This is a genomic window from Dyadobacter endophyticus (assembly GCF_014641595.1).
Taxonomy (GTDB): Bacteria; Bacteroidota; Bacteroidia; order Cytophagales; family Spirosomataceae; genus Dyadobacter; species Dyadobacter endophyticus.
Genome location: NZ_BMIA01000002.1, coordinates 1,554,163 through 1,572,054 on the forward strand (window position 1 = coordinate 1,554,163; position 17,892 = coordinate 1,572,054).

The following is a 17,892-nucleotide window of genomic DNA, read 5'->3' on the forward strand; positions in this document are numbered from 1 at the left end:
TCCAAACGTAATCGATATGAAACCACTCTATCATAAAGCTGCATTACTGATTGCGCTGCATGCATTCGCATTGCAGGGATCGGCGCAGATATGGACGGTCTCCGAACCGGAGAATTTGCCCGAAAAACGGCATGAAAACGCCATGGCCACCGCGAATGGGAAATTGTATTTGTTGGGAGGGCGCGGTGTTAAGCCGGTTGATGAATACGACTTCAAAAAAGATTCCTGGAAAAACCTTGCGCCGTCGCCACTCGAAATGAGCCATTTTCAGGCGGTTAGCTATAAAAATGAAATTTATGTACTGGGCGCATTCACGGGCGGCTATCCGCACGAGGTGCCTATTCCGGACATTTATATTTTCAACCCCATCAAAAACGAATGGCGCAAAGGGGCTGCCATTCCCGAAAACCGCAGACGCGGCGCGGCTGGTGCATTTACATTAAATGATAAAATCTACCTGGTATGCGGCATTCAGGACGGCCACTGGGACGGCCAGGTTACCTGGTTCGATGAATTCGACCCGGCGACCGGCACCTGGAAAACGCTCGCCGACGCTCCACGCCCGCGCGACCACGTACAGGTAGCGGTGCTGGACAACAAGCTTTACGTTGCTGGCGGACGCCTGTCTACGGCGCGTATCAACCAGGTTTTGAACACCGTTATCAAGGAAGTAGATGTTTATGATTTTAAAACCGGCAAATGGACCACGCTGGATGCTTCCAATAACCTTCCTACCCTCCGCGCCGGCAACACTGCCGTTGTTTTCAACAACAAAATACTCATAATAGGCGGCGAAAGCGATGCGCACCAGGAGGCACACAACGAAGTGGAAGCATTTGATCCACAAACCCAGAAGTGGGAAAAGTTGCCTTCGCTTCACCAGGGGCGGCATGGCACGCAGGCTGTTTCGCTTAACAGGAAAGTATATATTGCAGCTGGCTCAGCCAACCGCGGCGGTGGCCCGGAGCTGAACGATATGGAAATACTCGATAAATAATACACTTCATTGTTAACTCAAATGCTCAGAAAACTCGCCGGTATCTGTTTACTTTTTGTTTCACTCGCTTCTTTTGCACAAAAGAAAGTATTCACCCACGCCGACACGCTGCGGGGCTCTATCACACCCGAACGGGAATGGTGGGACCTCGGCTATTACCATCTCAGCGTTAGGCCCAACGACAAAGACAGCACGCTTACGGGCAGCACTGCCATCAGCTACAAGGTTTTGAAACCATACCAGACCATGCAAGTGGACTTGCAGGAACCCTTGCAGGTAACCAAAGTAATTCAGGACGGTGAGACGCTCACCTACCGCCGCGACGGCAATGCATTTTTTATCACATTGAAGAAAAAGCAGGAAACCGGCAAAACTGAATCCGTTGAGGTTTTCTACGCAGGCAAGCCACGGCTCGCGAAACGCCCGCCATGGGACGGCGGTGTGCAATGGGTACCCGACGGAAAAGGTAATACGATCATTTCTACCTCATGCCAGGGACTCGGTGCAAGCGTATGGTGGCCCTGCAAAGACCATATGTACGACGAGCCCGACAGCATGCTCATCAGCATAACCGTCCCCAAGAACATGACGGACGTTTCGAATGGAAACCTGCGCTCGCTGATTGAGAACAGCGACAATTCCCACACATTCAACTGGTTCGTCAAAAATCCGATCAATAACTATGGTGTGAATATGAATGTGGCCAACTATGTGAGCTGGAAAGAGACATTCAAAGGCGAGAAGGGCGATTTGCAACTCAGCTATTATGTATTGCCTCAAAATCTGGAAAAAGCGAAAGAACAGTTCAAGCAAGCGCCCAAGATGCTCAAAGCGTTCGAACATTGGTTTGGTCCTTATCCTTTTTACGAAGACGGCTACAAACTTGTGGAGGTGCCCTACCTTGGAATGGAACACCAGAGCTCCGTAACGTACGGCAATGACTACAAAATGGGTTACCGCGGCAAAGATCTTTCAAATACCGGCTGGGGCCTGAAATGGGACTTTATCATCATCCACGAGAGCGGGCACGAATGGTTTGCGAATAATATTACCTATAAGGACGTCGCAGATATGTGGGTACACGAAAGCTTTACCAACTATTCGGAAAATCTTTATACGGAATACTATTACGGCAAAAAAGCGGGTGAGGATTATGTCATCGGCACCCGAGAGCTCATCGCGAATGACATTCCTATTGTAGGTATTTACGGGGTTAATCAGGAAGGGTCGAAGGACATGTATTACAAAGGCGGAAACATGCTCCATACCATCCGTCAGGTGGTCAATGACGATGAAAAATGGCGTCAGATCCTCCGCGGACTAAACAAAACTTTCTACCATCAGACTGTCGATGGTTCTCAGATCGAAAATTACATCAGCGAACACGCCGGAAGAAATCTCTCCAAAGTTTTCGATCAGTACCTGCGGGATGTAAGAATTCCCGTTCTGGAATATGCTTTCACGGGCAAAGGATTGCAGTACCGGTGGATCAACACGATTGAGCACTTCGATATGCCGGTAAAAGTGAAGCTCGCAAGCGGAAAAGAGGAATTCCTCTACCCCACAAACGATTGGAAAACGTTGAAAGTAAAAGGCGAGAAATCGCTGACTGTCGACCGGAATTTCTATGTGGAATCCAAGGAAACCAAACAGGCTTCCTTATAAATCCCAGCATTCCATAATCAGAAGGTCGCCCTTCTGTGCGGAAACCCTGACCATGCCATCAGCCTCGGCTTCATTACTGCTGCCAGTTCTGTGGCCCATTGTCAGGGTTTCATTATTTAAATTGTATTTCAAGCCAGATGTTTCAATGCCATCAACGGCGCCTACCGGTATCAGCGAAATGGGTGTGCCGGCAGTGTACCACTTTTCGAATGTGCCTGTAAGCGGGAATATCTTGGAATAGTCATCCAGCAGCACCAGTTTGATTTTATCCTTATAACGGACCAAATCCGTGATATTGGTAATGGCGTGATCGGCCCGGCGTCCGGTAGCCCAAACGATATTCGCGGCGGGAAAGCCTCTATCAATCAAAAACTCGATTGCTTTATTGAGATCGGTCTTTTCCTGGTCGGGGGTATTAATAATTTCAAGCGGGTGTTGGCGTTCGCGTATCATTTCTACATCGTGCGGCATATCGAAATCGCCCATCCAGGCATCTATTTTAATCCCCAGATCCAAAACCCGGTAAATGGCATGGTCGAGCACGACAATGAACGGGCTCCATTCCAGCAACTGACCTAACAATTCCGGAGAGCAGGCTTCCCCATTAGCAATAATCAAAGCAGGCTCCTGCTTCTCCCGAACGATGTGATGTGATGACATTAATTACAGTTTATTCTTAACGAGGGTTACCAGCTCCGTAAGGACGCCATGAACTTGCAGAAACTGCTGGTCGATACGATCGAATCGTGCGTCATGTTCAGCAAGCTTGGTTTCAATGCGCTCGAATCGTTCGTCATGTTCAGCAAACTTGTCGTCAATGCGCGCGAACTGCCTTCGTATTTCTTCGAACCCATTGTTGACTGTGCCCGTCAATGTAGCTAATCCTGCTGCTATCATCTCAATCTGTTTTCCGTGTTCGACTGTAACATTTTCAAGTTGCTCAATGCGTTGTTCCAGGTACATGTCTTTATGAAGTTATAGTGTATAAATGAATTTCAAACCGGCCTCAGCCCGGCTTTTTATTTATACGCCATATTCGACATTTGGTAACATCATTCGGAACAAAATTTTTAAACCCCCATTGTCTTGGCCTCGTTCCAATATACATCCATCTCTTCAAGCGTCATATCTGATAGCGACTTGCCGTTTGCGCGGGCGGCTTCTTCCAGATATTGAAACCGGCTGATAAACTTCTTATTGGTCCTCTCGAGAGCAGTTTCGGGATTGATATCTACAAATCTTGAGTAATTTACCAAAGAAAACAGCAGGTCTCCAAATTCACCTTCGGCCTCCTTCTGGTTGATCACATCGGTGGTTTCAATATCAAAGTTTTGCTTGAATTCCTGCAACTCCTCCTCCACCTTGGCCCATACTTGCTGCTTTTCATCCCAGTCAAACCCGACGCCTCTTGCCTTTTCCTGAATGCGCATCGCTTTCACGAGGGCGGGCAGGGATGCAGGGACTCCCGAAAGCACGGATTTATTGCCTTCCTTTAATTTCAGCTTTTCCCAATTCTGCTTTACAGCTTCTTCGGTATCGGCCACGAAATCGCCGTAAATATGCGGATGACGGGCAACCAGTTTATCGCAAATGCCATGCAAAACATCCTTTATATCAAAATGATAGGACTTATCTTCACTTTGCTCCGACCCTATTTTAGCATAAAAAACAATATGCAGCAAAACGTCCCCCAGTTCCTTACGGATTTCAGGCAAATCGTTGTTCAAAATCGCATCGGAAAGTTCGTACGTTTCTTCGATGGTTAAATGCCGCAGACTTTCCATCGTCTGCTTTCTGTCCCAGGGGCATTGCTCACGGAGCTCGTCCATAATCGTCAACAAACGGTCGAAGGCCATAAGCTGTTGCTGGCGGCTTTCTGGCAGGTCACTGAATTGTTTTTCCATACCACAAAGATACTGCGAAACCCGTTACTGCCCCGGCACCGCCGGCAATTTAAAGGCCGTTTGAATAAGGTTGCTCGTACACTTGGCAATGATCCGGCCATGGGCGTTAACCAGCTTCCCTTCCACGTGGATAATATTTTTCCCGGCCCGGATCACTGCCGATTTAGCCACAAGCACATCACCAACGATCGCGGGATTCAAAAAATCACAGTTAAGGTTGACAGACGTGAAGCCAAACTCCCGGCCCATCGCATATACCATCGTTCCCACAATATCGTCGAGAATGGTAGCTGCAATGCCGCCATGCAATGTGCCCATCGGGTTGCACATATCTTCCCGAACATGGTATTCTACTTCCATTGCGCCTTCCTCGATCGAAAGGAGGACGCCGTTGAGCCATTTGGCCACGGGTGAAAAATGCTGGTCCATAGGCCTGCCCACAAATTGACGAAGAAAAGGCAGCCGCTCGTTTTCAGTTTGCGGGTCAGTCTGCGTGTGTGTGTTCATAGATGCCGGGATAAGTTGGATAGTTGTGAATGCAATTTTTAAAAATAGTAATTATCGTAGAAAAATTGATGGCTACGAGTCAATGCTATGGATTTTATTGTTACGTATCGAAGGTTATTACTACCTTTGCCGGAGTTTTTTTGCCAGAGATAAATGCTTACTCATATATGAATTTTACGTTATCGCAGGTTCCCGAGCGTTCCCAGAAACCCAGAACAAAAGGACTTACCATGGTGATGGACAAAGGGCTGAGTGTCAGGGAAACCGAAGATATGCTATCCATCGCATCGACTTACATTGATATCGTAAAACTGGGCTGGGCCACTTCTTTCGTAAGCCCTAATCTGGACGAGAAGCTGGCGATTTATAAAAGTGCCAACATTCCGGTGTATTTCGGAGGGACATTGTTTGAGGCTTTCGTAGTCCGCAACCAGTTCGACGACTACCGTAAATTGCTGGACAAGTACGAGCTGACCCACGCAGAGGTATCTGACGGCTCCATTGAAATGCCGCAAGACGTTAAATGCGAATACATTCATACGCTTTCCAAACAGGTTACCGTTCTTTCCGAAGTGGGCTCCAAGGATGAAAACAAGATCATCCCTCCCTACAAATGGATCCAACTCATTAAATCGGAGTTGCAGGCAGGCGCCTGGAAGGTGATAGGCGAGGCCCGTGAGTCCGGAAACGTAGGTTTGTTCCGTGCAAGCGGCGAGGTACGCCAGGGGCTTGTGGAGGAGATCCTGACGGAGATTGCATTCGAAGATATGATATGGGAAGCTCCCCAGAAATCTCAGCAAGTATGGTTCGTGAAGCTTCTTGGCGCCAATGTCAATCTTGGAAACATTGCTCCCAGCGAACTGATCCCGCTCGAAACGATCCGTCTCGGCCTTCGCGGCGATACATTCAACCACTTCTTGAATACCAAAACCAAACAGAAGTGGAAAATCGATTCCAAATAGTACAGGACCAATAAAACAGATTGTCAACTTAATGTTTAGCTATGGAATTTTTAACCCAGTTCATTGATTTCTTCCTTCACCTGGACAAGCATTTGTTCAATATCGTGGAGCAATATGGTACACTCACTTATGTCATTCTGTTTTTGATTGTCTTCACCGAAACCGGCCTGGTGATCATGCCGCTGCTTCCCGGTGACTCGCTCCTTTTTGCCGCCGGCGCCATTGCTGCTAACGAAACCACCGGCCTGAACGTCTGGCTGATCATCATTATCCTCATTATCGCTGCATTACTTGGTGATAACGTCAACTATTTTATGGGAAAAACCTTCGGCGGACAGATCAAGAAACGCGAGAAGATATTATTCCTAAAAAGAGAGTATTTGGAAAAAACCGAAGCATTCTACGAAAAGCACGGCGGCAGCACGGTAATCATGGCGCGCTTCATCCCGATCGTTCGTACGGTAGCGCCGTTCGTGGCCGGTGCTGGTAGCATGAATTATTCGAGATACATCGTTTTCTGTATCGTAGGCGCATTGCTTTGGGTCCCTACCCTCACATTGCTGGGCTATTTCTTCGGAAATATGGAAATTGTTAAAAAGAACTTCGAACTGGTGATTTTCGGTATCATCGGAATCTCCATTCTCCCAATGATTTTCTCATACCTGAAAAGCAGGTTTGCAAAGCCTAGTGCAGCATAGTGGTTGTTGTGACGACCGACCGCTGACCACCGATTAATAAGGTATTTGAATACATTTCATATAACAGAAAAGCGTCGTAGTTTCCTACGACGCTTTTCTGTTATATGAATCAACCATCGGTGGTCGGCGATTATAACGATTACCGACCATTAAGCCGAACCTACGATCTCGAATAATTCGGAGCTTCTTTCTGGATCATAATATCGTGCGGATGGCTTTCTTTCACACCAGCGGAGGTAATTTTTACGAATTGTGCTTTCTGCAACGACTCGATATCACCTGCGCCGCAGTAACCCATACCTGCCTTCAAACCTCCTACCATCTGATAAATAATCTCGGAAACTTTGCCTTTGAATGGTACGCGGCCTACGATACCTTCCGGAACGAGCTTTTTCACATCGTCCTCGGCATCCTGGAAATAACGATCTTTCGAACCATCTTCCATTGCCTCAACCGATCCCATTCCACGGTAAGCCTTGAATTTCCGTCCTTCGTAGATCACAACCTCGCCCGGAGCTTCATCGCTACCCGCGAGCATCGAACCGATCATAATCGTGCTTGCGCCACCAGCCAATGCTTTGGTCATGTCGCCCGAGAAACGAATACCGCCATCGGCAATAACCGGAACGCCGGTGCCTTTCAGTCCTTCCGCTGCCCACATTACTGCAGTCAGCTGAGGAACTCCGATACCCGCGATGATACGCGTTGTACAAATACTACCCGGACCAACCCCCACTTTCACGGCATCAGCACCAGCCTCGGCCAACGCTTTTGCAGCTTCGCCTGTTGCTACGTTACCGGCGATCACATCCAGTTTCGGGAATGCTGCTTTGATAGACTTCAAAGCATCGATTACACCCTGGGAATGTCCGTGGGCGGTATCGAGGCTCACTACGTCCACACCCGCTTTCACCAACGCTTCAACACGTTTCAGCACGTCGGGCGTAACGCCTATGGCTGCTCCTACGCGTAGGCGGCCATATTCGTCTTTACAGGCATTCGGGTGTGATTTGCGTTTCAGAATGTCTTTGTAAGTGATCAGACCTGTCAGGCGATATTCTGCGTCTACGATCGGCAGCTTTTCAATTTTGTACTCTTGCAGGATTTTCTCGGCATCGTCGAGTGACAAGCCTTCCGAAGCTGTAATGAGCTTGTCTTTCGTCATGATTTCGGTCACCGGCTTGCTCATTTCGCGTTCGAAACGAAGGTCGCGGTTGGTAAGGATACCGACCAGTTTGTGCTCTTTGTCGATGACGGGAATACCTCCGATCTTGAACTCACGCATGATCTGATGCGCATCGCCGAGGGTCGAATTGTCGAGCAGCGTGATCGGATCGAGGATCATGCCGCTTTCAGAACGTTTTACTTTTCTCACCTGCTCAGCTTGCGCTTCCAGGGACATATTTTTATGGATTATTCCAATACCACCTTCCTGAGCCATAGCGATGGCCAGCTCAAATTCCGTCACCGTGTCCATAGCAGCTGAAACAATAGGAATGTTCAACTCGATGTTGCGCGTAAGCTTGGTTTTTGTTGTGGTGTTACGAGGCAGGACTTCTGAATAACCGGGGATTAACAGAACGTCGTCGTAGGTGAGTGCCTCGAAGAGGACTTTGGATGGGTCTGTGTTCATAGCAAATAAACTATTGTTATTTGCCGGGCAAAATTAAGAATAAGTTCTGAGTAAATAAAATCGAATTGTATTTTTTTTATGACACCAGTACCCGCACTTTTTTAATGCGCTTCTTGTCGGCCGACTGTACCTTGAAGGTAACCTCCCGGTGTGTAGCGATTTCGCCGGTCCGCGGAAGCCGGGAAAACAGTTCCAGCAACAGCCCGGCCAACGACTCGCTGTTGCCCCTAACCTCGTCAAAATAATCGGTTTCCAGGTTCAGCAGACGGCAAAGGTCGTTGATTAGCACCTTGCCTTCGAAGACATAGGTATGCTCGTCCACCTGCGTGTAATTGACCTCCTCATCCTCGTCATATTCATCATTAATATCCCCGAAAATTTCTTCAATAATATCTTCCAGGGTGATCAACCCGCTTGTGCCGCCGTACTCGTCCACAACGATCGCCATATGCACGCGGCGGTTCTGAAAGTCCTTCATCAGGTCGTCGAGTCGCTTGCTTTCAGGTATAAAATAAACAGGCCTTAGCAGCTTTTGCCAGTGAAAATGCTCGTCCAGATGAATATGCGGGAGCAAATCCTTTACGTTCAAAATACCTTCAACATGGTCAAGATCATCCCGGTAAACCGGCACACGCGAATAACCCGACTTGTTAATCCGATCCATGAGTTCATGAAAATCGAGTTCAATATCAAAGGATGTGATCTGCACCCTCGCCTGCATGGCTTTCCGGGCATTGGTCTGCCGGAAATTGGCCAGTCCCCGCAGCAAATCGGTTTCCTCCTCGCTTTCCGCTTTGGCTTCCAGCATTTCGGTGGTGATCTCGGCGCCCTGGGGCGTAAGCACGCCAAACGAGTATCCGAGCTTCATGATCGGTTGGGTGAGCGGCTTGCATATTTTGATCAGAAATTGGGTAAGACCGGAAATTCTGGGAATAAACTCCTGTGCCTTACGCGCGCTGTTGTAACGCACGATCGCATCGAGCCAGATCCAAACCACAAGGAATGCCAGTACCGCCCAACGCACCGCTTCATTGCCCGACTGCATTTGCAACCACGCCAAACGTGCCGCAAGCAATAATGCGAACAGTGTAATGCCGCGCTGCACCAGCGATAGCGCCAGTTGCTGAATACGTGTAGGTAATTGACTTTCGCCTTCGGCTTTCCGCTCCCAGGGGTTTTCCATTGCGCCGGATGCCGCATACGCTGCGCGGATGCCCGAGAGGAAAAGGGATATTAAAAGAAGGATTATGACAACGATAAAGTCGTAAGGGGCCAGGAAATCAAAGGGTATGATAGCCCCTGCCAGCGTGAGGTGCGTACTTTTCTGGGGAAAATCAATCCCCGTACGCGTTCGGGCAAGCGGGTCGTCACTGTCTTCTGTTTCTTTCACGAAAGTTCAGAGATTGTTCAAAATAGGTATTCAATCAGATAAATGTAGCGAATCCCGCTTAATAAGTGTATCTGTGTTGGCATAAATACATTTAAACGGGATTCCTCACTATCTCATCGAATGCGTCAGAACGGCAGATCGTCGTCGTCGCCATTGCCCGAGGCCATCGATGGCGGTATCGGGTCTGAAGGCCGCGGGCCATTGTTGGCGCGTGGTGCATTGCCGGATGGCTGGTAGCCACCCTGCTGGCCTCCCTGGTTGTAATCTCCGCCGGAATTACCGGCCGCCGGACCGCCGCCCGACGGACCGCCCAGCAATGTCATGCTGTTCGCACGGATCGTTACGCCCGTCCGTTGCTGCCCTTCCTTGTCGGTCCAGGTATCGGTGCGAATGCGTCCTTCGATATACACCTGGTTACCCTTTTTAAGGTATTTTTCGGCCACTTTTGCTAATCCTTCCCAAAGTTCGATGCGGTGCCATTCGGTATTGTCTACCCGCTCACCGTTTTTATTGGTGTAAGTCTCGGTAGTGGCGATATTGAACTTCGCTACCGCCGATCCGCTTTCGAGGTATCGAACCTCCGGGTCGCTACCCAGATTACCGATCAGAATTACTTTATTAACACTTCCTGCCATGATTTCTTAACGTGGTTAATGTTTGTTGCAACCTTAAATATAGGCATATTCCATGAAAAATGCCTGCTAAATATCCTGCTCGGTGATCTTGCCGGTAATCTTGTCCTTCAAAATCAGTTTGTTGCGGCCGTCGTGTGTTACCTCCTGCTTAATGAGGTAATGCGTTTCGTTATAAGAGGTATAATTTGATGGCTTTTCTACCCCCTCACGCCCACGCCAAACCGGCAGTTCTACCTTTTCCCAAAGCTTTGTTTTGGCCGATTTATAAGCCGCATCGATCACTGCATTCACAATATAGCCGTCATAAAAGCTTTCCGCCGGTTCATTACCCCTTTCCACAGAGTTGAACATATCCGTGAACATGTGGTTGTAACCGAGGTCGTTCACCTCATCGCCTACCGGGAACAGCCAGCCGGTATTGCTTTCGGCCTTTTCAGCCACATATTCCTCGCCCGCACCGTCCGGGTTCTGCCCGGTGGTGAACATTTCAAAACCTGTTCTCAAAAAGTTATTGATCCAGATCGTACCCTCGGTCCCCATCACCTCGTCGCGCAAGTCCATCCCGCCGCGGAACGTCCAGCTCACCTCAAACTGCCCGATAGCACCGTTTTCATATTTAACCAATGCAATGGCGTGATCTTCGGCGTCGATCGGCTTGACTTGCGTGTCCGCCCAGCACATGACTTCCACGGGTTTGATATCCTTACCGATGAAATTACGTGATATTTCAATGCAATGGCAGCCCAAATCCAGAATGCAGCCGCCGCCTGCTTGCTCAATATCCCAAAACCATTCGCTATGCGGGCCAGGGTGTGCCTCGCGCGATTTAGCCCAGATAATGCGACCCAACGAGCCGTTTTTCACACTTTCGAGGGATTTTAGAAATTTCGGGGTGTAACAAAGGTCTTCCAGGTACCCCGCAAAAATTCCGGCTTCTTCGACGGCTTTCAGCATGCGCAATGCCTCCGCACCATTTCGTCCCAGCGGCTTGGTCGACACGACGGCCTTTTTGTGCTTCGCACAGAACAATACCGCTTCTTCGTGAATATTATTCGGCAAAGCGATACAGACCATATTCACATCGGGATGCGCAATCACCTCCTCCATATTCGACGACCAGTAGTCGCAGCCATAATCGTCGGCGAACTTTTTAGCGCTTTCTTCCCGCCGTGCGTAAATGGCTACAACGCGGTCGCGGCCGCGCTGCCCGTGAATGGATTCTGCATAAAAACGTCCGATAAAGCCGGAGCCTAGCATTGCAATTTTCTGCATATCAGCAATCAATTTTATATTTTAGGAATAGGTCAGTATTGTGCTAGATAGTCATGCATTGTCATTTGTTGACCAACAATTTCTGACTATCTATGACGACAAATTAAAGATTAAGATGTTTTCACTTCATTCTCCCAGCCGGTAGATTTCAGCGCCGGGTCGTTTTCTTTTTTGAGAAAGTCTGCATCCTCGAATGATCCTGCATTCCATTCCAGCAATGCGTGATCGGGAACGATGGAAACGGGAACCCGCCAGGAAGTTGAGGTTTCGGCGTAGGCCAGGTTGGATTGAGAGTTGTAGCAGGAGATCAGTGACCACCGAGGGTGCTCGGAAAGGTTCGCCTCCGAGCGGTGCATGAGGTTGCTATGGAAAAACAATGCGTCCCCTGGCTCCAATTCACAATAAACCAGCTCCATGGTTTTCAATGCGTGGTTTACCATTTCCATATCGGCACCTACCTGCTCGCCCGCGAAGCCGTGATTGACCCGCCCCATTTTGTGCGAGCCTTTGATCACCTGCAGGCAGCCGTTCTCCTTGTTAGCGGGCGTCAGTGCGATCATTACGCTCATCAGCTGGTCAGGATAAATAAATTGGTTTTTATACCAATACCCATAATCCTGATGCCATTCCCAGGCACCTCCTACTTTCGGCTCCTTCTGCATGAGTTTGGTATGAAAATGGCATACCTGACTTTCCTCCTGCAAAAGCTGCCAGACTGAATTGACCATTCTTTCACTGCGGATCAGGTATCCGAATACATCATCGCCCGGCGTAAACCAAAGCGAGAGCTTTGTTTTTTTTCCGGTTTGATCGTTCAGATCCATCGCATTCTTCTGCATCACCGAATTTTCTATCGCCGTATGATAGAGCTTCCCTACCTCCTCAACAGAAAACAGACTTTTTACTACGATATAGCCATCGCGATTATAATCGGCGATCTGGCTGGCATTCAAACTGAAACTTCCCATGACTGATGCTAATTAAGAGTTTAGTACAAAAATATATTACTTAAAGCACAATTTTACTTTACGCATTTATTGCTGCATGCAGATTCCGGGGTAGAAATGATCAGGCCGTCAGAGGTAGCTTTCTTCCCTCAAAACAGTGTCGATCAGGATCGGCTTCGGCAGCACTTCGATCTCTTCATGATTGTAAAAAGCCATTCCTTGGGGCAAATCTATCCTTTCGTTTTCAGGAATTTCGAGCCACCAGAATCGCACTTGTAAGCGCTGGTGCGTGAGGATATGAGAATAAACTTTGGGAATTTCGGTCAGGCGGCCCTTTTTCAGGAGGTTTTGGAAAGCGGGATCGGATATAGTCAGGGAGTCAGGAGTTGCGGCGGCGGTTTTAGATTCGATGAGGTGAAAATCGTAGAGGCCTTTCCATATGTCGCGCCCGCGGCGCTCGTACATGCCCAGCCTGTCGCCTTGCTTAATGATGAAATAGTTCAGAAAACGGTGTTTGACAGTCAATTTCTTGATTTTAACAGGTAATTGCCCCTGCATTTGATGCGCATAAGCGAAACAGCGATCGCTGAAAATACAAACTGCACAATTCGGCGACGCCGGTACGCATTGCAACGCCCCAAACTCGATCATGGCCTGGTTATATGTTGCCGGATCTTCCCTCGAAACCAGCCGTCTCGCCCGTGCGGCAAACTCTTTTTTACCCTCATTACTCAGCATATCCGACTGAATGCCGAAAATCCGCGCCATCACCCGGTATACATTACCATCGATGGCCGATACTACCTCATCGAACGCAAAGGAGGCGATCGCCGCCGCCGTGTATTGTCCGAGCCCTTTTAGTTTCAAAAGCTTTTCCGATGTTTCGGGAAATTTCCCCTCGTACTCTCCGACGACCTGGCGCGCGGTGAAATGCATGTTCCTGGCCCGTGAGTAATAGCCCAATCCCTGCCACAGTCTCAGCACATCGCGCTCGTCGGCAGCCGCCAGATCGAATACGGTCGGATATTGTTCTACAAATCGCTCATAATAAGGCATTCCCTGTGCCACACGGGTTTGCTGAAGGATCACTTCCGACAACCAAATTTTATATGGATCTTTGGTTTCGCGCCAGGGTAAAGAGCGGTGGTTCTTGAGATACCAGGATTTGAGCCTTCTGTTAAAGTCAAGCACCTCCAAATCGTCCGGGATCATATTATTTTCACTTATGTGCACTGTTTTTTAATGAATTATATAAAAAAGGGGAAGATCATCCTTTTAAGTTTTATTAAAATTACCGTACCTTTGTGTTCCCAAAATTTACAGGAGTAAGTAAATTAATGAAATAATATCCACTTAAAGTAAACAATCAAAGTGACTAAGGCAGACGTAATCGCACAGATTTCCGAGAAAACAGGCGTAGACAAGGGCGACGTTCAGCAAACGCTAGAATCGTTTTTTACCGTGGTAAAGGACTCACTTTCTGATGGTGAGAACCTTTATGTAAGAGGTTTCGGTAGTTTCATCAACAAAAAACGTGCGCGCAAAGTGGCCCGCAATATTTCAAAGGGAACTTCCATGATTATTGACGAGCACTTTGTACCAAGCTTCAAGCCAGCAAAAGTTTTTGTCGAGCAGGTAAAAGAAAGTGACAAACTGAAAGCAGTCGCTGAAAAGTAATTTACCTGAAAAGGTTGAGTTATAAGAGTATGAAAAAGTCCATTTTACTTTCTTGCGTGCTTGCGGTAGCGCTGGTAGGAACGCTTTTCAGCCTTCCCAAGGTAGTCGTAAACAACAAGGGCAAGGATGTGGACAAGGAGAAGGGCCAGTCGGCAGCCGCTGCGACCACAACGGCACCAGCGGCTGCTGAATCTTCTTCAAATTCGCACGATGGAGCCGCGTTATCCCCTGGTCAGCAGAAAATTGTAGATCAGCTAAGGGATGGCTTCAATCAGGCGGGTGACAAAGACAAGGTTGCCGCGGGCATCAAACTTTCGGATGAGTTTGCGAAGCTTCAAAAATTTGACAGCGCCGCATTCTACGCCGAAAAAGTAGCCCTGCTCTCCCCTGCCATTCAAAACCTCATGCGTGCGGGCGACCGTTATTACGAGGCGTACGGGTTCGCAGTTGACGAGCAAAAAGCGAAAAACCTGGGTATCAAAACCCGTGAATTTTACCAAAAAGCAATTGACCAGAATCCTGGCCTGTTGACTGCAAAAGCCAACATGGCGATGACTTACGTGAACACAGAGAACCCTATGCAGGGAATTTTGATGTTGCGCGAGGTGATCGACACGGATCCTACCAACGAATTGGCATTGTTCAATTTAGGGATCCTGTCCATGAGATCTAACCAATATTCGAAAGCTGCTGACAGGTTCAGACAGATTTTAACCAACAATCCTGCCAATACGAAAGCCAAGTTTTATCTTGGTCTCTCGCTGGTGGAATTGGGTGACAAGGAACAAGCAAGCAAAGTTCTGTCGGAGGTTAAAAAAGAGGAGAAAGATCCGGTAATCCAGCAAGCCATCGGCGAGTTGGAAGGCCGTCTGAAAAACTGATCATCAGATCATTAAGGAAATACATTACTTATTTTATAAAACGACATAATCATGCCTTGCGGAAAAAAGAGAAAAAGACATAAGATCTCCACTCACAAGAGAAAGAAAAGACTTAGAAAAAACAGACATAAGAAGAAATAATTGGTATGACCGGGTTTTAAAATATTAAGATCCGGTCATCCTTATTCACCACGTTTGTATCCCGTTAACAGTCTGATTTTCGGGAAGTTAAGTATCAACATTATCGAGCCATTCAGTTGGTTGAACATTGAGTAACGAATTACTAATCAATTCTACTCAAAAGGGAGAGCGTATAGCCCTTTTGCAGGATAAACGTCTTTTAGAATATCACGTAGAAACACCGGACCAAAGCTTTACCGTAGGCGACATCTACCTCGGTACAGTGCGGAAGCTGGTGGCTGGGCTCAATGCTGCCTTTGTAGACGTTGGTTTTGAAAAAGATGCGTTCCTGCATTACCTCGATTTGGGGCCCAATATCAACTCGCTGAACAAGCTCACCAAGGATGTTATTTCCAAGCGTACGCACTCCGGCAACTTGAAGAATTTCAAGATGGAACCGGAAATCGAGAAGCTTGGGAAAATCGACAAAGTCCTTTCTAAAAACCAGCCAATCCTGGTTCAGATTGTCAAGGAGCCTATTTCTACAAAAGGTCCAAGACTTTCCTGCGACATTTCGATAGCCGGACGGTACATTGTACTTGTCCCATTTTCCAATTCGGTCAACCTATCTAAAAAAATCACCGACAAGCAGGAACGTAACCGCTTGCAGCGATTGATGTCGTCCATTAAGCCTCAGAATTTCGGGGTGATCATCCGCACGGTGGCTACCGGCAAAGATGTGGACGAGCTCAACAAGGATTTGCAGGATTGTCTGGATAAGTGGGAAAACGGGATCAAGGCCCTGCGCGACGCCAAGCCACGCGACCGCGTGATCGGCGAAATGAACCGCGCTTCTTCTATCATCCGTGACATGCTGAACGAGTCATTCGACAGCATTACCGTGGATTCGAAGGAGGTTTACGATGATATCAAAGCCTACATTCACAACATCGCGCCGGAAAAGGAGAATATCCTGAAACTGCATAATGGCAAGAATAAGCTGTTCGAGCAATTCGGTCTTGAAAAACAGATCAAATCGTTGTTCGGACGTTCGGTGAGCTTGCCAAACGGCGGTTACCTGATCATCGAGCATACGGAAGCATTGCACGTTATCGACGTCAATAGCGGTAACAAATCCAACTCAGAAGAAGACCAGGAAGCAACTGCTTTGAGCGTCAACCTCGAAGCGGCGAAAGAAATTGCCCGCCAGTTGCGTTTGCGCGATATGGGCGGCATCATCGTCGTGGACTTTATCGACATGAAAAAGGCGGAGAACAAGCGCACGCTGTTCGACGTCATGCGCGATGAAATGAAGGGCGACCGTTCAAAATATACCGTTCTACCACTTTCAAAATTCGGTCTGCTGCAAATCACGCGTCAGCGCGTAAGGCCGGAAATGAACATCGTTACCCGGGAAACCTGCCCTACCTGCGGCGGTACCGGCACGATCCAGGCGAGCATTCTCGTGTCCGACGTGATCGCCAACAACCTCGATTACATTCTCACCAAACAGAACGAGCGCGGCATTACAATTTCGCTTCACCCGTTCCTGCATTCTTATTTCACAAAAGGATTGATTTCAGAACAGGTGAAATGGTTCTTCCATTACAAAACCTGGGTAAAACTGATTAAAGATTCGTCACTAGGCGTGGTGGATTTCAAGTTCCATAACCGTTATGGGGAGGAGATTGAGATTGTGCCGACGAACTAGGGCCTGATGACGGCCCGACCGCGGACCGCCGATTGGTGATTGTAGTTATTTTCCTTTCCAGATCGGTTCTCGCTTTTCTTTGAAGGCTAATGCACCTTCTTGGGCATCTTCTGTTTGAAGCAGTTTGTACAATTCGCTTTTCAGAAATGCATGCTGCTCGCTTTGAGGTAGGTTCTGTATTTTTTGCAACCCTTGTATTCCTGATTGTATTGCCAACGGCGCGCTGTTGCAAATCTGCATGGCTAATGCATTCACTTCTGTTGCAATCTTTTCTCTATCCGCCAAATGCGTAACCAAACCCATTTCCAGCGTTTCTTGCCCTGAATAGGCTCTTCCCGTGACGGACATTTCGAGAATCTTTCTTTGAGGTATAATCGGCAATAGCGATGCCATCACCTGCATCGGCCAGATGCCGCGTTTGATCTCCGGCAAACTGAATGTCGCTTCCGGAACGCTGAAAACAAATGTGCAGCCGCATATCATAAGAAATCCTCCCGCAAGTACCGGCCCTTCGACCTGGGCTATGCAGGGTTTCAGCAATTCACTGAATGCGTCTCCAAGTCTTGCTTCCTCCCGGATTGTTGGCAAATTTGGATTTAAAGTATTAGCTGACGTGTCGTGAAATGCACTCAAATCGGCGCCGGCGCAGAAAACCGGGCCTTCCGCTTTTAAAACTACACAGCGAATATCAGCCTCATAATGCGCATAGGCAAGCGCGAAGATGATTTCCTCAGCCATCGTCGGCGTGAATGCGTTCCGCTTCCCGGGCCGGGCTAAGGTGATGGTAAAAAGATGCCCGGCCTTTGCAGTTTTGATGTGCAAAAACCGGACATTATCAAAAGCACTGATGTCTTCCTGGGTGTAGAATCGCATGCCAAAACACGTTTAGTTCG

Annotated in this window: 18 protein-coding genes; 7 read left to right on the forward strand and 11 right to left on the reverse strand. The window is 48.1% G+C overall.

Annotated features, from left to right (window positions below; all coding sequences use genetic code 11):
• Window positions 1–16 precede the first annotated feature (16 nt).
• Both IEY24_RS18530 and IEY24_RS18535 read left to right on the forward strand, forming a co-directional pair.
• Window positions 17–997 (forward strand): Kelch repeat-containing protein, encoded by a 981-nt coding sequence (locus tag IEY24_RS18530; RefSeq protein WP_188934750.1) that lies wholly within the window; start codon window positions 17–19, stop codon window positions 995–997.
• Between the two features lie 21 nt (window positions 998–1,018).
• The gene (locus IEY24_RS18535; protein WP_188934752.1) at window positions 1,019–2,662 is read left to right on the forward strand and encodes a M1 family metallopeptidase; all 1,644 of its coding nucleotides are present in this window, start codon (window positions 1,019–1,021) and stop codon (window positions 2,660–2,662) included.
• On the opposite strand, the gene IEY24_RS18540 is transcribed toward IEY24_RS18535, so the two are convergent.
• From IEY24_RS18540 to IEY24_RS18555, 4 genes are all read right to left on the reverse strand, one after another.
• Window positions 2,657–3,322, reverse strand: coding sequence for a thiamine diphosphokinase (locus IEY24_RS18540; protein WP_188934754.1), 666 nt, complete (start codon window positions 3,320–3,322; stop codon window positions 2,657–2,659). The two genes, IEY24_RS18535 and IEY24_RS18540, sit on opposite strands and share 6 nt — an antisense overlap.
• A gap of 3 nt (window positions 3,323–3,325) precedes the next feature.
• Window positions 3,326–3,625 carry a hypothetical protein gene (locus IEY24_RS18545; protein WP_188934756.1) on the reverse strand — a complete coding sequence of 100 codons (300 nt, stop codon included), beginning with the start codon at window positions 3,623–3,625 and terminating at the stop codon, window positions 3,326–3,328.
• A 107-nt stretch (window positions 3,626–3,732) separates the two neighbouring features.
• On the reverse strand, window positions 3,733–4,566 hold the full coding sequence (mazG, locus tag IEY24_RS18550) for a nucleoside triphosphate pyrophosphohydrolase (RefSeq protein WP_188934758.1): 834 nt from the start codon (window positions 4,564–4,566) through the stop codon (window positions 3,733–3,735).
• A 24-nt stretch (window positions 4,567–4,590) separates the two neighbouring features.
• Complete coding sequence (locus IEY24_RS18555; RefSeq protein ID WP_188934760.1) at window positions 4,591–5,073, reverse strand: PaaI family thioesterase; 483 nt, start codon at window positions 5,071–5,073, stop codon at window positions 4,591–4,593.
• 167 nt (window positions 5,074–5,240) lie between these two features.
• On the opposite strand from IEY24_RS18555, the gene IEY24_RS18560 reads away from it, so the two are divergent.
• Together IEY24_RS18560 and IEY24_RS18565 are read left to right on the forward strand one after the other, a co-directional pair.
• Window positions 5,241–6,035, forward strand: coding sequence for a phosphosulfolactate synthase (locus tag IEY24_RS18560; protein WP_188934762.1), 795 nt, complete (start codon window positions 5,241–5,243; stop codon window positions 6,033–6,035).
• 41 nt (window positions 6,036–6,076) lie between these two features.
• The gene (locus tag IEY24_RS18565; RefSeq protein WP_188934764.1) at window positions 6,077–6,733 is read left to right on the forward strand and encodes a DedA family protein; all 657 of its coding nucleotides are present in this window, start codon (window positions 6,077–6,079) and stop codon (window positions 6,731–6,733) included.
• 160 nt (window positions 6,734–6,893) lie between these two features.
• Here the strand turns inward: IEY24_RS18565 and guaB are convergent, their stop codons facing one another.
• The 6 genes from guaB to mutY all read right to left on the reverse strand — a co-directional run bounded on the left by guaB (window position 6,894) and on the right by mutY (window position 13,822).
• Entirely contained in the window at window positions 6,894–8,366 is a 1,473-nt protein-coding gene (guaB, locus tag IEY24_RS18570) for an IMP dehydrogenase (RefSeq protein ID WP_188934766.1), read from the reverse strand.
• Between the two features lie 76 nt (window positions 8,367–8,442).
• Window positions 8,443–9,756, reverse strand: a complete 1,314-nt coding sequence (locus IEY24_RS18575) for a transporter associated domain-containing protein (protein WP_188934768.1) — start codon at window positions 9,754–9,756, stop codon at window positions 8,443–8,445.
• Between the two features lie 125 nt (window positions 9,757–9,881).
• Window positions 9,882–10,391: a single-stranded DNA-binding protein gene (locus IEY24_RS18580; protein WP_308420609.1), complete on the reverse strand. Its 510-nt coding sequence runs from the start codon at window positions 10,389–10,391 to the stop codon at window positions 9,882–9,884.
• A 66-nt stretch (window positions 10,392–10,457) separates the two neighbouring features.
• Entirely contained in the window at window positions 10,458–11,663 is a 1,206-nt protein-coding gene (locus tag IEY24_RS18585) for a Gfo/Idh/MocA family protein (RefSeq protein ID WP_188934770.1), read from the reverse strand.
• A gap of 110 nt (window positions 11,664–11,773) precedes the next feature.
• Entirely contained in the window at window positions 11,774–12,631 is an 858-nt protein-coding gene (locus IEY24_RS18590; RefSeq protein WP_188934772.1) for a phytanoyl-CoA dioxygenase family protein, read from the reverse strand.
• A gap of 108 nt (window positions 12,632–12,739) precedes the next feature.
• Window positions 12,740–13,822 carry an A/G-specific adenine glycosylase gene (mutY, locus tag IEY24_RS18595; protein WP_188934773.1) on the reverse strand — a complete coding sequence of 361 codons (1,083 nt, stop codon included), beginning with the start codon at window positions 13,820–13,822 and terminating at the stop codon, window positions 12,740–12,742.
• 159 nt (window positions 13,823–13,981) lie between these two features.
• Between mutY and IEY24_RS18600 the strand changes: the two genes are divergently transcribed.
• From IEY24_RS18600 to IEY24_RS18610, 3 genes are all read left to right on the forward strand, one after another.
• Entirely contained in the window at window positions 13,982–14,287 is a 306-nt protein-coding gene (locus tag IEY24_RS18600; protein ID WP_015813879.1) for an HU family DNA-binding protein, read from the forward strand.
• 29 nt (window positions 14,288–14,316) lie between these two features.
• Window positions 14,317–15,168 carry a tetratricopeptide repeat protein gene (locus IEY24_RS18605; RefSeq protein WP_188934776.1) on the forward strand — a complete coding sequence of 284 codons (852 nt, stop codon included), beginning with the start codon at window positions 14,317–14,319 and terminating at the stop codon, window positions 15,166–15,168.
• Window positions 15,169–15,436: 268 nt separating this feature from the next.
• A complete protein-coding gene (locus IEY24_RS18610; protein ID WP_188934778.1) occupies window positions 15,437–16,999 on the forward strand; it encodes an Rne/Rng family ribonuclease in 1,563 nt (520 codons plus the stop codon).
• Window positions 17,000–17,044: 45 nt separating this feature from the next.
• Here IEY24_RS18610 and IEY24_RS18615 read toward each other — a convergent pair whose 3' ends face one another.
• Window positions 17,045–17,872: an enoyl-CoA hydratase/isomerase family protein gene (locus IEY24_RS18615; protein ID WP_188934780.1), complete on the reverse strand. Its 828-nt coding sequence runs from the start codon at window positions 17,870–17,872 to the stop codon at window positions 17,045–17,047.
• Between the last annotated feature and the right edge of the window lie 20 nt (window positions 17,873–17,892).